The sequence below is a fragment of the Komagataeibacter diospyri genome (assembly GCF_043995075.1).
GTDB lineage: Bacteria > Pseudomonadota > Alphaproteobacteria > Acetobacterales > Acetobacteraceae > Komagataeibacter > Komagataeibacter diospyri.
The window spans coordinates 1,793,036-1,806,395 of record NZ_CP171836.1; the positions used below are offsets into that span (position 1 = coordinate 1,793,036).

Sequence of the window (13,360 nt, forward strand, 5' to 3'; positions counted from 1 at the left end):
GCGCCGTCTTTTTCGAAAAAGGCAGCGTTCCATGAAGTCTATTAAAAATCTTCACCAAAAAACTTCATTTTTAATATTATGTCATGCACTGACTTTTCTGGCAGCCCTTATTTATTACCAACGGGACGGGCCAGTGCCAGCAGGCTATCAATATCCAGATGTGTTTCCAGATGATCGGCCAGCATATCAAGGGCTGCATCCACCGTCGCATCATGGTCATGCCCGTCCGAGTGACCACCCAGCCGCGCCAGCAATGCCGCCCGCGTCCCGCCACCGGCCAGCAGGCCATGGACGTAGGTACCCCATATCCGTCCCGATGGGCTGACCGCGCCGTCATACCGCCCGCCCAGATCAATCAGCGGCCGCACGTCGTGATCGGGGCCGGTGGTCCGGCCGATATGCATTTCATACCCGCGCATGGCGGTCCCTTCGGGCAGCAGGCGACCGGTTACATCCTCCAGCCGCTTGCTGCCTTCCATTACTGTGATGACGTCCAGCAGGCCAAGGCCGTCCACGGTGCATGGCCTGCCCTCGATCCCCAGCGGGTCGGCAATGCTGCGTCCCAGCATCTGGTAGCCACCGCATATGCCCATGACATGACCGCCACGCCGCACATGGGCATGGATGTCAATATCCCATCCCTCGTCCCGCAGCACAGCAAGGTCGGCGATGGTGGCCTTCGCTCCGGGCAGGATCACAAGATCACATGGCGGCAGGACCTGCCCCCGCTGCACCATGGCAAGACTGACCCCATCTTCCGCCGCCAGCGGGTCCAGATCATCAAAATTGGCGATCATGGGCAGACAGGGCACGACAATGCGCACGCCCTGCGTCCCGCTGCCCCTACCGACATGCAGATCAGCAGCATCTTCTGCGGGCAGGTCGCGCACGCGGTCAAGGAAGGGTACCAGCCCCACGGCCTGCCACCCGGTCATGTCGGCAATCGCCGCCATCCCCGCATCGAACAGTGACGGATCGCCACGCATACGGTTGACGATAAATCCCTTTATGCGCCGCGCATCATCCGCGGCCACAACCGCCTGCGTGCCCACGAGGCTTGCGATCACTCCGCCACGGTCAATATCGCCCACCAGAACGACATTGATGTCCGCCGCCTGCGCAAAGCCCATATTGGCGATGTCATCAGCCCGCAGGTTGACCTCTGACGCGGATCCCGCACCTTCGACCAGCACGATATCCGCCTGACCGGCAAGGGTGTGGAAACTGTCCAGCACCTCGGGCATCAGACCGCGCTTGAAGGACTGGAAATCTTTTGCCCGCACCTGCCCGCGCATGCGCCCGCGCACCACAAGCTGGGATCCGGTCGTGCCCTGCGGCTTGAGCAGGACGGGGTTCATATCGACCGACAGAGCCACCCCGCAGGCACGCGCCTGCAGCGCCTGCGCGCGCCCGATCTCGCCCCCGTCTGCTGTTACCGCCGCGTTGTTGGACATGTTCTGCGGCTTGAACGGACGCACACGCAGGCCACGGCGGGTCAGTGCGCGGCACAGTCCCGCCACCAGAACCGACTTGCCCACGCTGGACCCGGTGCCCTGAAACATGAGCGCGCGCGGGGCCATCAGAATTCGATCCCTGCCTGCGCCTTGACCCCTTTCTTGAAATGGTGGGCGACCTGCGTCATTTCGGTGACCAGGTCGGCGGCCTCGATCATGGCGGGACGGGCGTTGCGCCCGGTCACGACAACATGCTGCATGACGGGACGGGCCGCGATATCGGCCAGCACTTCATCAACCGGCAGATAGTCATACCGCAGCGCGATGTTGAGTTCGTCCAGTATCACCATCGCGACATCTGCGCGCTTCAGTGCCGCGCGCGCCTGATCCCACGCCGCACGGCAGTTGGCGATGTCGCGGGTGCGGTCCTGCGTGTTCCATGTAAAGCCCTCGCCCAGTGCATGCCATTCCACCTGGTCGCCAAAGCGTTCCAGCGCCTTGCGCTCCCCCGTGTTCCACGCCCCCTTGATGAACTGGATCACCACGATGCGCCCGCCATGGGCCAGCGTGCGCAGCGCCATGCCGAAGGCTGCGGTGGACTTGCCCTTGCCCGCACCGGTATGGACCGCCAGCAAGCCCTTCTCAATGGATTTGGTACTGACCTCCCTGTCCTGCACCTGCTTGCGTTTGGCCATTTTTTCACGGTGGCGGATTTCTTCGGGGGTAAGGGTCATTTCATCTCCATCGGCAGGCCAGCCACCACAAAAACCACACGCGCGACATCCCGTGCAACCGACTGGTGCAGCCAGCCTGCCTCATCACGGAAGCGACGCGCCAGCGTATTGTCGGGCACGATCCCCTGCCCCACCTCGTTCGACACCAGCACGGTCGGGCCCGCACGGCGGCGCAAGGCCGCCAGCAGCGCCTGCGTGGCCCCCGCAATATCATGTTCGCCCAACATGAGGTTGGTCAGCCACAGCGTCAGACAGTCCACCAGCACGGGCGACGTACCCGCTCCATCAAGGGCTGCGGGCAGGTCCAGCGGTTCTTCGACCGTATGCCAGCCTGTCCCCCGCCGCGCCCGGTGGTGGGCCACGCGCGCGGCCATTTCCCCGTCATGGGGCTGACAGGTGGCAAGATAGGTCCATGGCGCGGGCCACCGAGGAAACAGGTTTTCGGCAAAACGGCTCTTGCCCGAACGCGCACCACCCAGCACGAAAATGCAGCCCTGCATGCCGGACATCGTATCAGGTTGGCACGCCGCCTTCATTTTATCCTCCGCCATCTTGCATCCGGGCGCATAAGACCACACAACGCTGCCCATGCCATCCCATCTTTCCCATCCACGCGACATGGCCGCGCTGCGCCAGCTATGCCACGACCTGCCTCCGCCTGACATGGCGGCCGACGCCGCCATAACCAATCATGACAGCCAGCTGACCAAGCCACCTGGCAGCCTGGGACGGCTGGAAGACCTGGCCCGCTGGGCGGGACAATGGCAGCGCACCGCCCGCCCCCGTGCCGAACGGGTGGATATCATCGTCTTCGCTGGCAACCACGGCGTCACCGCGCAGGGTGTGACACCATGGCCTGTTGATGTCACGCGCCAGATGGTTGAAAATTTCCGCAATGGCGGGGCCGCCATCAACCAGATCGCCCGCGTAAGCGGCGCGCGCCTGCATGTGCTGGAAGTCGAAGGTCTGCGCCCCACGGCCGACATGACCCATGCCCCTGCCATGGATGAGCCGACCTTCCTGCGCGCGCTGGCCTGCGGCATGCAGGCCGTGCGGCCGGATACGGACCTGCTGTGCCTTGGGGAAATGGGAATTGGCAATACGACCCCTGCCGCCGCCATCTGTGCCGCACTGTTTGGCGGGGGTGGCGCGAAATGGGCCGGGCGTGGCACCGGACTGGATGATGCGGGCGTGCGGCGCAAGGCTGCGGTGATCGACCGCGCGCTGGACCACCACGCCACGCACCTGACAGATCCGCTGGCCATCGCGCGTTACCTTGGCGGGCATGAGCTGGCGGCCATTATGGGGGCGGTCATCGCCGCGCGGTACAGGAACATTCCCGTGCTGCTGGACGGATTCATCTGCACGGCAGCCGCTGCCCCGCTGGCGCGGCTGAATCCTCATGGACTGTCCCATACCCGCCTGTCACACTGTTCAGCAGAAGGTGGACATGCACATCTGGCGGCGGCACTTGGACTGTCACCACTGCTGGAACTGGAACTGCGACTGGGCGAAGGGTCCGGCGCGGGGCTGGCCATTCCCCTTGTCCGCGCCGCCATTGCCTGCCTGTGTGGCATGGCGACATTCGCGCAGGCACAGGTCAGCACAAAGGAATGAATATCGTGGGCCGCCTGCGTGCCGACCTTGTCTGCGGGATTGGACTGCTGACCCGCATGCCGGTGGGATGGCTGGCGCATGACGGCCTGCCCTATTCCATGACGCGCAGCATATGGTGCTGGCCACTGGTTGGTGGGGGCGCTGGGGCCTGTGGCGGGCTGCTTTACGCCGGGCTGCTATGGCTGGGCATTGCGGCCCTGCCAGCTGCGGGGTTGGGTGTCGGGATGCTGCTGCTGGCCTGTGGCGGCCTGCATGAAGACGGGCTGGCGGACATGGCCGATGGCTGTGGCGGCGGGCAGGACCGCGCGCGCAAGCTGGAAATCATGCGTGACAGCCGGGTGGGCAGTTACGGCGTCATGGCGGTGGTGATCGCACTGCTGGTGCGGGTTACGGCACTGGCCGCCATGCCGGGCGCAATGGCCATCATGGCCATGTCGGTGGCAGGAGCGCTGGCACGTGCGGTCATGGTGGTGGTGCTGTGGCGGCTGCCGCCCGCACGCAGTGACGGGCTGGCCAGTTCCATGGCGGCCCTGCCGGGGTATGCGCTGGTGGCCTGCATGGGGCTTGCCGGTCTCTGCGCCACCGTGCTGCTTCCCCTGCCCCGCGCGACCCTTGCCTGTGCCGTGGCGATCGGGACGGCTGTCATAATGTGCCTGTTTGCGCGACGACAGATTGGCGGCCAAACCGGAGACGTTCTTGGTGCAACGGCAGTTGTGACGGAATGTGCGATCCTGGCTGCCCTGTCCTGAGTCCGGGCGGCCCCTGTTCGATCACCCGCACCGATCCCATGGGCGGCGACGGAGCCAGCAGACTGCCGGGCATGCCATGGACCATCCCCTGCATGAGCCGCAGCGGCCCCCCGTGGGTCAGCACGGCGCAGGACTGGCCATACTGCTGCATTTCGGTCCAGAAATGCCGCACCCGGACATGCAGCTCGCGACCGCTTTCCCCTCCGGGAGGCGTGAAATCACTGACATCGGCCGCCCATGCATCAAGTGCTGCACGTGAAATGTGACTCCATGGACGGCCCTCCCATTCGCCAAAACTGATTTCACGCAGACGTGAATCCACCTTCAGCTCCAGATTCATGAACCGCGCCACCCGTTCCGCCACCATCTGGCAGCGCCGGGCCGGTGAGGAGAACAGAATCCTGCATCCCACCCCCTGCATGACGGTGCGCAGGCCATCGGCCATGCGCTCCCATCCATCCGCCAGGGCAACGTCCCGCTGGCCGTAACACAGGCCTTCCGCCCCCATGACGGCGGGATGGCGCGCCAGCACAATTGCAAAACGGTCAGTCATCCGCTCCTGCCTTCCAATCTGTCCTGATGAACATCCGCGAAGTTCGTGAACATCGCCATAAGTTGGATAAGGGGGCAGCCCCCCGATAAGGACATGCCACTTTTTTGCCTCAGGATGTCGGGGCAGGATCAATACCGACAAACAGGACTAAATAAAGACTGTTTACAAAAAGATATGTATTCTGCATATCGGCATCTGTACATTAACACATTCCAATTTGCTGATACCCCGGGTCTGTTCATTCCCGTTTCCAGACCGGAAGGATAACGAGCATCATGCGGATATGGGCCAGTGCCTGCCTGCTTCTGTGCCTGCCGGCAAGCGCGAGCGCCGCAGGCCTGTTCAGTGCCGTCCACCCCACGCTGGCGTGTGGGGATGATGCCATCCTGCGTGCCCTGTCAGACCGGACCATCAGCACGCAGCAGTCACCCGCATGGCGCAAGACGCTGATCCGGCAGGGTGACTGCCATAGTGTCACGCCCGATATCCGCTGGGAAAAAATAGCCAACCGCAACGGCCTGCCACTCATGCGGCGCGTGCCACCGGTGCCGGGGCTGCCGCCGCTGTATTTCATGACGGGCGATATCGCCCCGATCGGCTCCATTCCGGCCGCGATGGCTGAAGAACACCCGATGGTCCGTGCCCCGGTCGCCCCCCCCGCGCCCGCTGCCGTCGATACTCCTACCCCCACCGGCCCGCAGCATACCGAAGCGGACGACAATCCGCCCGCCACCCCGCCAGTGATCGTGCAGCAGGCGGAAACGCCGCGACCGACCGACATCTTTTTCATGACGCGCGGTTTCCAGAAACTGGGCTCGCTGATCCTGACCCTGATGCTGGTCTGCGGGACGGGATGGATCATGGTCCTGATCCTCCGGGCATGCTGGCTCATGGCGCGGCGGCGCAAGGCCGTCAGGATCTGTCTGGAACTGGCGCAACGGCATTCCGCCATGCTGGGGCGGTGGTACCAGAATGCGCATGACACGACAGCGGCCGCCCCCGGGCACACGTCATGGGCGACGTATCTGGATCGCTTCACGCGCAGTACCCTGCTGCCCACGCTGACACGACACGGATATCACGCGCTGTGGCCCAGCATATGCAGGACCGTGCAGGGACATATCACCACCATGGCCGCCAGCACGGCCACCAAGCCGCCCGCCGCCGCCATTACCCCCAGCACCTATCACCAGGACATGAATCAGGCGGAATACGCCGCCTTCTGTTCACAATGGATTGAAAAGGCGGGATGGGACACCCGCCCCCCCGTGGCCACGGGGCTGGGGTCTGTCATCCAGTGCAACCGCAACAATCTGAAAATGCTGGTGCATTGCTGGATGGACCGCAAGCCGGTGCATGATGACGTGATCTGGCAGGGCATAAAGGAAAAGACCGACAGCAAGGCCAGCGTGGGCGCGATCGTGTCCAATGCGCCCTACACACAGGAGGCGCTGCTCCTGGGCAAGAAGCACCGCATTTTCCTGCTCCATCATGAAGATGTGTTCAAGTTCGTATCGGGCATAGAAGTGCCCGATGTCGCCTGAAACACCCAGAGGGCCGTAGTCCCTATTCCTTCCGTGCCTGACGGGCGGCGAGCGCGTTGAAGCACAGCGCCGCACCCTGCGCCTGAACAGGATTGCCATCCAGGAAACGGGTATCATCCTCACGCTTCTGCCCGGTCATGCGCTGGCTGCAGTAATCGAACAGCGCACGACTGTCACGCACGCGCGTGCAGTTCAGCAATCCGACAAAACTGACATACCCCGCATGGTCATGCAGTCCCGTGACATAAGCCGCGCACTGTTTAAGGACAGGCGGAGCGATCCGTTGGGACATGATGGTGGCATATGCCGCTTCTTCACGCGTAGTGCAGGCATTCACGCCCGCGCTGTCGTGGTGAAGGGTGCAGTACTGCGCCACCGCCCCATGCAGGTATCCCCCTTCGGACGCACTGTGCGCCCACTGCGCATCCGCCGCACGGCGGTAACTGAACACCGCTGCGGCACGATCTGGCGTAATGCTGCGAAACGGCACGGCACGCGACCCGCAATACAGGGTCATGCGATAACTGTCCGCATCATCCGGCTGGCTGGCAAAATCCAGATAGACCGGATTCAGCGGCGGCGGACAGAGCATCCGCCCCGATGGCAGGGTTGGGTTCTGTCCATAATCCACCCTGTATACAAGATGGCCGTCCCCGCCCCGTTCCAGCGAGACTTCCAGAAGTTCACCGTTCGTAAAATCGATCCCGCTTTCCGACAGCCGCAATTCCCCTGTCGTGGCGGCGGTCTGGTGATCCTGCGGGCGCAGCACGAAATACTGCGGAGCATCCTGTGTCAGTTCACTGCCTTCAAAACGCTCGTTATCGGCACGGGCGGGCATTGTTGCCAAACCGGCAACCACAAGCCCCCCCATGATTACACCAAGACACAATGTCCGCTGCGCAGAGTCTTTTTTAAGCATGTCGAAAGACTTTCTTAATGATTAATTATTGTGCATTTACTGCCAAAGTTTTGATAAAAATGTCTAGTTTTTAATCATAATGCTTTTATTAAGGCATCCATACTTGTCAGCCGTTATTTCGTCTGACAATGTTCATGACAGAACAACCAATTGATGCTGCATGATATTTCTTTCCGTTTCTGACCCGTTCCACCCATTGCCCCATGCACATGCCGTGTTTCCACCGGTTATGACATCCCGTCGGGTCATGAAAACAGGAACTGCTTATTTTTTAAACAATTTCCCGACCGAAATCGTAAAGATGCCTGTTGAGTTCGTGGTGCATCCTTCCCTTTTCCTTCCTCCCGCGCCGACCATGGCGGAGACCAGAGCATGAGCAAACCGGACCCCGCGCTGGAAGACAGCACCCCCATCCTGCCAGAGGAGGATGATGGCTATCACAAGGGATTGGGCGCACGCCAGATCCAGATGATCGCCGTAGGCGGCGCGATCGGTACGGGCCTTTTCATGGGGGCCGGATCGCGCCTGCAGGTAGCCGGGCCATCGCTTGCGCTGGTCTATCTGGTATGTGGTGTGTTTTCATTCCTGATCATGCGCGCGCTGGGCGAACTGGTGATGCACCGCCCCACCTGCGGCAGCTTTGTATCGTATGCACGGGAATTCATGGGGGAAAAGGCAGCCTTTGTGGCGGGCTGGCTGTCCTTCATGAACTGGGCCATGACCGGCATCGTCGATATCACGGCCGTGGCGATGTACATGCATTTCTGGGGCACGTTCGCCGCCGTGCCACAATGGGTTTTCGCCCTTATGGCGCTGTGTATCGTCACCACGCTGAACATGGTGGGGGTCCGGTGGTTCGGGGAAATCGAATTCTGGTTCTCCCTCATCAAGATCGTGGCGCTGTGCCTGTTCCTGATCACTGGCAGTATCATTCTGGGCGTGCGCATGCCGGTGGGCGACCATACGACGGGGCTGCACCTGATCGCTGATAACGGCGGCATCTTCCCCCATGGCCTGATCGCCAGCCTGCTGCTGGTGCAAGGCGTGGTGTTTGCCTATTCCGGTATTGAACTGATCGGGACAGCAGCAGGGGAATGCGCGGATGTACGCACGGTCCTGCCGCGCAGCATCAACAGTGTCATCTGGCGTATCGGTCTGTTCTACGTGCTGTCGGTGGTGCTGCTGGTCAGCCTGCTGCCGTGGACGGCCTATCATGGCGGAACCAGTCCGTTCGTGACCTTTTTCCAGACACTGGGCGTACCCGGCGTCGATACGATCATGAACATCGTGGTGCTGACCGCAGCGCTGTCCAGCCTCAATTCCGGCCTGTATTCCACCGGGCGCGTACTGCGCGCCATGGCGCTGGGCGGGGCGGCCCCGCAATCCCTTGCCCGCATGAATGCAAGCTCGGTGCCCGCCAACGGCATCCTGCTGACCGTCGCGGTCTATCTGGTTGGGGTCGGGCTGAACTATATCGTCCCGTCACAGGTGTTCGAAATCGTGCTGAACATGGCGGCAATCGGCATCATCAGCACATGGGGCTTTATTGTCATAAGCCAGATGAAGCTGCGTCAGGCCGTCCGCAGCGGACGCATCAGGTCAGCCGGTTTTGAAATGCCGGGCGCGCCCTTCACCTCATGGCTGACGCTTGGCTTTCTGGCCAGCGTTCTGCTGCTGATGCTGTTCGATTACCCCAATGGCACCTGCACGCTGGCCACCATGCCCGCAATTGCCATCATACTGATGCTGGGATGGAAATACCTCAACCCCAACGACACGACACCTGACAGCGCGGGCGAACAGCCGCGGATTCCGACAACCTGAAAAGAAACTGGCGGGGGAACTGCCATTCCCCCGCCAGATCATCCGGCCTGTTGGCCCAGGAGCACAGCATTGATGTCCTGAGATCCCCACATACCCGCTGCTGCAGAGCATGTAGCAGACATCCCCTACCCCTGCCCCCAATACCAATAAGGCCCGCCACGCACTGCCATGCGTGAAGGGACGCCCCGATCAGGAAATGGCCACAACCATGCTTTCCTTCATACGTGCCCGCGCCGCCACACGGCGGGGCAGCGCATTCGCGCGCAATGCAATCGCATTACCACATGATGCCGGTCGCCCCTGTAGAAGAGCATCATATATTTCGATACCGGAATCAATGTTATTTGTTGCGGTATCGATCGCATCGACCTTTTCCGCCCTGCCCGCGGCCCATGCGGGCGGCACGGGCAACGGCACGGCTGCCGGGTCACAGGGACTGCATGAAGATTATGCCCAGTGGTATACCGGGTCTCTGGTATCGCCATCGGGCGCCCTGACGAAAAAGGGCGTGTTCGCGTGGGAACCCTACTTCGCTTACAGCCAGCCCGTCGGGTATCTGGACAGCACGGGACAGGGCATGTCGCTGAAGGACAAGGCGCATAGCGTGTCGAACTTCACGCTGTACAAATATTCCATCACCAATTCGATCAGCCTGCAGATGACACCGGACATAAGCTATGGCTGGCGCAAGGGGGGGCATGGCGGCACGACCAGCGGACTGAAAATGGGCGACCTGCCAGTGGATGTAATGTGGCGCTATCTTGATGCAGATCCGAAGCGCTACATTCCCGCCCTCAGCCTGTTTGTGGGGGTCGCGTTTCCATCGGGTGACTATACCAAGCTGGGCCGTGACGAGGACGGGGTGGGCACCGGCACCTATACCTTCCGCGTGGCGCTGACGGAACAGTCCACCTATACCCTGCCCGGTCACCATGAACTGCGGCTGCGCATGTGGGGCACGTTCCGCCGCGCACTGACGCAGGCACATATTGCCGATATCAGCAGCTATGGCACCTCGGCCGGGTTCCGGGGACTGGCGCATCCGGGCATGTACGGGGAAAGCGGCTTTTCGCTGGAATATGGCGTCAACCAGAAATGGGTGATCGCCATGGACATGGCCCGTGACTGGGCCAATGGGTCCGTAGTGCATGGTTACAATGCACAGGGAAAATACCAGAACATTCTGGGGCAGGCATCGGGTGACTGGGTCATTGCCCCCGCGATTGAATACAACTGGTCCCCCCGCTTTGGCGTCATTGCCGGTGTCACCGCGATGTTCGCGGGGCATAACACCGGGCAGGTCATTTCACCGCAGGTCGCCTTCAACAGCGTGTTCTGAAATTTTTCCCATAATTTTTTGGATAAACAATACAACGGTTCCGGATACCGCTTTTTGAAAAAAGCTTCACCAGAACCATCTTACTCTGCAACCGCCACTTACGGCATATCGAACAGCGTCTGGATGGCATCCCTGTCCACCCCAGCCATCAGCGCAAGGGCCAGCAGGATACGGGCCTGACGTGGCCGCATGTGACCGGCGGCCAGGATGCCACGGGAATATAATTCATGCCGACGGACCACGCCGCCACAGTACCCGCTACTGGCCTGCACCACGACAATGCCCTGCGCCACTGCTTCATCGATCGCCACGTTTTCCGCTGGCGTACACATGCCTGGCACCATGCCCGCCGAAACGATGCCGCACGCCCCTGCCCGTATAAAGGCCCGTATGCCCACGCCATCCGCCCCGGCATGGCTATAGCTGATATCCACGCGCGGGATTTCGGCACCGCTGCCATATCCGGTTGGCCAACCGACATGGCGGCGATAGTTTATCGAACGCCCGAAAAAAACCCGGTTGGCCTCGATCATGCCAATCGGCCCGAAATCAGGGGAACGGAAGGTCTCAAGCTGGTATGTTGATACCTTGGTCACTTCCTGCGCGGCATGGATTTCATTATTGGACACAACCAGCACACCCCGCCCGGCAGCGTCCGGGCATGATGCCACCTGCAGGGCGGCATACAGGTTGGCCGGGCCATCGGCACTGATGGCGCTGGCGGGGCGCTGTGCGCCCACGACCACCACGGGACAGGGCAGATCCAGCACGAGATCAAGGAAACAGGCCGCTTCCTCCAACGAGGATGTGCCATGCGTGATGACGATACCATCCAGATCCGGCTGGACCGCAATGGTCTGGTTCACGACGCTGGCCAGATCGAACCAGCGCGCCAGCGTCATCTCCACACTGTCACAGCTTGAAAAGGGAATGTCGCGCACCACGAACCGCTTGCGCACCGCCTGCGGCAGGGCGCCCAGCAGGTCACCCCCGCCAATGCTCGCGCCAATTTCCGCGTAATCGACCGTATCACGTGGGTCCATGGACCGCCGGGCAATGGTGCCGCCGGTCGAGATAATGGCAATGACAGGTCGCTGCATCTGGCTTTTCCCCCGGTCCGTATCCTGCCCGTGAACAATCACGTAGACATGAGAGAGACTGTTTTGAAATAACTCATTGATAGATAAATATAAAAGTTTCCCGGTGCCACCTTTTTTCAAAAAGGCGGCGCCTGACGAAGCCTTTTGAAAAAAGCTTCACCAAAAACTTCTTTACAATTTATGCAATATTTCAAAAGAGGCCTTCTCAGACGGTCTCCTGGCCTGTCAAACCGGAACTACTGATAGGGCCCGGGTTCCGGTTCCCAACCGGTCAGCAGATGACGCCCGATTTCGGCATTCTTCCAGTCCACCGGGTCATGCAGCGACAATGTGCGGGCATCGCGCCAGTAACGGTCCAGACCGTTCACCTTATCCGTGCCCCGCGCGCCCGCCGCCGCTGGCGCATCCGATGCCGCACGCAGGGCCGCGCGGGTTGCGACCGAACGGGCCGCGCTGGCAGCCATGGCGACCGCATTGCGCGATGTCTGCCCGCTTTCATACAGTTCCAGCATCGTACCCGACTGCATTACGCTGCAATAGGCCGCAAACAGGTCCGCCCCGATTTCACCCAGCAGGCGGCGCACGTACGGGTCCTGATCCGCGCTGTCTACGCCCGCAGCCCCCCACGGTCGGGCACGTTCAGGCACGAAGGTACAGACCTTACGTAGCGCTCCGATGCCAATACCGGTCAGGATGGCGCTGAAACCGGCCTGAAAACGCAGTGAAACATGCTGGGGCAACACCGCATCCGGGTCCAGCGCATTCCACTGATCCGTTACCCTGACATCTTCCAGCGTAACGGTGCCGGAATCCGTTGCGCGCTGACCCATGCGGTCCCAGTCATGGTGAAAGACAAGGCCAGGCGCATCGCGCGGCACAAGGTCCATACGCACGCCAGCGCGGACCGATCCCAGCCGTTGCGCCCGCACGGGGTCAAAGGAAGACACCGCAATCAGGTCCGCCCCGGACGCGCCGGTGGCATAGATCTTGCGCCCCGACAGGAAATACGTACCATCGGGACAGGGCCTCGCCAGTGTTTGCAGAAAGCCGTCAGCCGTGCGCCCGTTTTCAGCCACTGCCATACCAAGGATGGCATGATCGTGCATGATACGATGCGCCAGACGCTGGCGCAGGTCGGGTGGGGAATAGACAAATATCTCACGCACCAGATCATCATGCACCTTGTAGATCTGGGCTACTGCCGGGTCGGCCACGGCAATACGCAGCATGAGTTCAAGCGACAGGCCCTGCGCCATGCCCAGCCCGCCCCATGCGCATGGCACCGCCAGCGCAAGAATACCCGTGGCCTTCAGCGCCGCCATTGCCTGATGGGGATAGCCCCCCGCGCGATCATGGGCTGCGGCGGCAGGTGCGATTTCGGTATCAAGCACGTGCTGCACACGCAGAATCACCTCCCCCACCATCCCGGCGACCTGTCGCGCAGGAAACAGATCTCGCAGCAATGGCGGCAGCGGATGATCGCGCTTTGGTACACTCGTCATGGAAAAAAGATAGGCATAACGGGAC

The 13,360-nt window shown here is 61.5% G+C and carries 12 protein-coding genes; 5 read left to right on the top strand and 7 right to left on the bottom strand.

The window, feature by feature from the left end; translation table 11 throughout:
• Positions 1-107: 107 nt before the first annotated feature.
• Genes ACE2AA_RS08500 through cobU form a run of 3 tightly spaced genes read right to left on the bottom strand, consistent with a single transcriptional unit; the run spans position 108 to position 2,778 of the window.
• Positions 108-1,580, bottom strand: a complete 1,473-nt coding sequence (locus tag ACE2AA_RS08500; RefSeq protein ID WP_395369427.1) for a cobyric acid synthase — start codon at positions 1,578-1,580, stop codon at positions 108-110.
• Complete coding sequence (gene cobO, locus ACE2AA_RS08505) at positions 1,580-2,188, bottom strand: cob(I)yrinic acid a,c-diamide adenosyltransferase (RefSeq protein WP_141260724.1); 609 nt, start codon at positions 2,186-2,188, stop codon at positions 1,580-1,582. The genes ACE2AA_RS08500 and cobO overlap by 1 nt, the downstream gene beginning before the upstream one ends.
• Positions 2,185-2,778, bottom strand: coding sequence for a bifunctional adenosylcobinamide kinase/adenosylcobinamide-phosphate guanylyltransferase (gene cobU, locus ACE2AA_RS08510; protein WP_395369429.1), 594 nt, complete (start codon positions 2,776-2,778; stop codon positions 2,185-2,187). Before cobU ends, cobO begins: the two co-directional genes overlap by 4 nt.
• Here cobU and cobT point away from each other — a divergent pair.
• A complete protein-coding gene (gene cobT, locus ACE2AA_RS08515; RefSeq protein ID WP_395369431.1) occupies positions 2,777-3,805 on the top strand; it encodes a nicotinate-nucleotide--dimethylbenzimidazole phosphoribosyltransferase in 1,029 nt (342 codons plus the stop codon). The two genes, cobU and cobT, sit on opposite strands and share 2 nt — an antisense overlap.
• Positions 3,802-4,554 carry an adenosylcobinamide-GDP ribazoletransferase gene (gene cobS, locus ACE2AA_RS08520; protein ID WP_141300702.1) on the top strand — a complete coding sequence of 251 codons (753 nt, stop codon included), beginning with the start codon at positions 3,802-3,804 and terminating at the stop codon, positions 4,552-4,554. The genes cobT and cobS overlap by 4 nt, the downstream gene beginning before the upstream one ends.
• Here cobS and ACE2AA_RS08525 read toward each other — a convergent pair.
• Positions 4,448-5,107: a histidine phosphatase family protein gene (locus tag ACE2AA_RS08525; protein ID WP_141260728.1), complete on the bottom strand. Its 660-nt coding sequence runs from the start codon at positions 5,105-5,107 to the stop codon at positions 4,448-4,450. The genes cobS and ACE2AA_RS08525 overlap by 107 nt on opposite strands.
• 275 nt (positions 5,108-5,382) lie before the next feature.
• Here ACE2AA_RS08525 and ACE2AA_RS08530 point away from each other — a divergent pair, with 275 nt between their 5' ends.
• A complete protein-coding gene (locus ACE2AA_RS08530) occupies positions 5,383-6,651 on the top strand; it encodes a restriction endonuclease (RefSeq protein WP_141260729.1) in 1,269 nt (422 codons plus the stop codon).
• 22 nt (positions 6,652-6,673) lie between these two features.
• On the opposite strand, the gene ACE2AA_RS08535 is transcribed toward ACE2AA_RS08530, so the two are convergent.
• Positions 6,674-7,570: a hypothetical protein gene (locus tag ACE2AA_RS08535; RefSeq protein ID WP_395369434.1), complete on the bottom strand. Its 897-nt coding sequence runs from the start codon at positions 7,568-7,570 to the stop codon at positions 6,674-6,676.
• A 372-nt stretch (positions 7,571-7,942) separates the two neighbouring features.
• Between ACE2AA_RS08535 and ACE2AA_RS08540 the strand changes: the two genes are divergently transcribed.
• Both ACE2AA_RS08540 and ACE2AA_RS08545 read left to right on the top strand, forming a co-directional pair.
• Positions 7,943-9,394, top strand: coding sequence for an amino acid permease (locus ACE2AA_RS08540; RefSeq protein ID WP_141260731.1), 1,452 nt, complete (start codon positions 7,943-7,945; stop codon positions 9,392-9,394).
• A 337-nt stretch (positions 9,395-9,731) separates the two neighbouring features.
• Positions 9,732-10,733 carry a hypothetical protein gene (locus tag ACE2AA_RS08545; protein ID WP_370685915.1) on the top strand — a complete coding sequence of 334 codons (1,002 nt, stop codon included), beginning with the start codon at positions 9,732-9,734 and terminating at the stop codon, positions 10,731-10,733.
• Between the two features lie 98 nt (positions 10,734-10,831).
• Here ACE2AA_RS08545 and ACE2AA_RS08550 read toward each other — a convergent pair whose 3' ends face one another.
• Both ACE2AA_RS08550 and ACE2AA_RS08555 read right to left on the bottom strand, forming a co-directional pair.
• Positions 10,832-11,833 (bottom strand): asparaginase, encoded by a 1,002-nt coding sequence (locus tag ACE2AA_RS08550; RefSeq protein WP_141300710.1) that lies wholly within the window; start codon positions 11,831-11,833, stop codon positions 10,832-10,834.
• 236 nt (positions 11,834-12,069) lie between these two features.
• A complete protein-coding gene (locus tag ACE2AA_RS08555) occupies positions 12,070-13,335 on the bottom strand; it encodes an acyl-CoA dehydrogenase family protein (protein WP_395369436.1) in 1,266 nt (421 codons plus the stop codon).
• Positions 13,336-13,360: the final 25 nt, after the last annotated feature.

What these genes read in the sequence shown, in the direction of transcription:
- cobO (WP_141260724.1), bottom strand. Translation starts at nt 2,188, where the DNA reads ATGACCCTTACCCCCGAAGAAATCCGCCACCGTGAAAAAATGGCCAAA.
- ACE2AA_RS08525 (WP_141260728.1), bottom strand. Translation starts at nt 5,107, where the DNA reads ATGACTGACCGTTTTGCAATTGTGCTGGCGCGCCATCCCGCCGTCATG.
- ACE2AA_RS08555 (WP_395369436.1), bottom strand. Translation starts at nt 13,335, where the DNA reads ATGACGAGTGTACCAAAGCGCGATCATCCGCTGCCGCCATTGCTGCGA.
- ACE2AA_RS08550 (WP_141300710.1), bottom strand. Translation starts at nt 11,833, where the DNA reads ATGCAGCGACCTGTCATTGCCATTATCTCGACCGGCGGCACCATTGCC.
- cobT (WP_395369431.1), top strand. Translation starts at nt 2,777, where the DNA reads ATGCCATCCCATCTTTCCCATCCACGCGACATGGCCGCGCTGCGCCAG.
- ACE2AA_RS08530 (WP_141260729.1), top strand. Translation starts at nt 5,383, where the DNA reads ATGCGGATATGGGCCAGTGCCTGCCTGCTTCTGTGCCTGCCGGCAAGC.
- ACE2AA_RS08545 (WP_370685915.1), top strand. Translation starts at nt 9,732, where the DNA reads ATGTTATTTGTTGCGGTATCGATCGCATCGACCTTTTCCGCCCTGCCC.
- ACE2AA_RS08535 (WP_395369434.1), bottom strand. Translation starts at nt 7,570, where the DNA reads ATGCTTAAAAAAGACTCTGCGCAGCGGACATTGTGTCTTGGTGTAATC.
- cobS (WP_141300702.1), top strand. Translation starts at nt 3,802, where the DNA reads ATGAATATCGTGGGCCGCCTGCGTGCCGACCTTGTCTGCGGGATTGGA.
- ACE2AA_RS08500 (WP_395369427.1), bottom strand. Translation starts at nt 1,580, where the DNA reads ATGGCCCCGCGCGCGCTCATGTTTCAGGGCACCGGGTCCAGCGTGGGC.
- ACE2AA_RS08540 (WP_141260731.1), top strand. Translation starts at nt 7,943, where the DNA reads ATGAGCAAACCGGACCCCGCGCTGGAAGACAGCACCCCCATCCTGCCA.
- cobU (WP_395369429.1), bottom strand. Translation starts at nt 2,778, where the DNA reads ATGGGCAGCGTTGTGTGGTCTTATGCGCCCGGATGCAAGATGGCGGAG.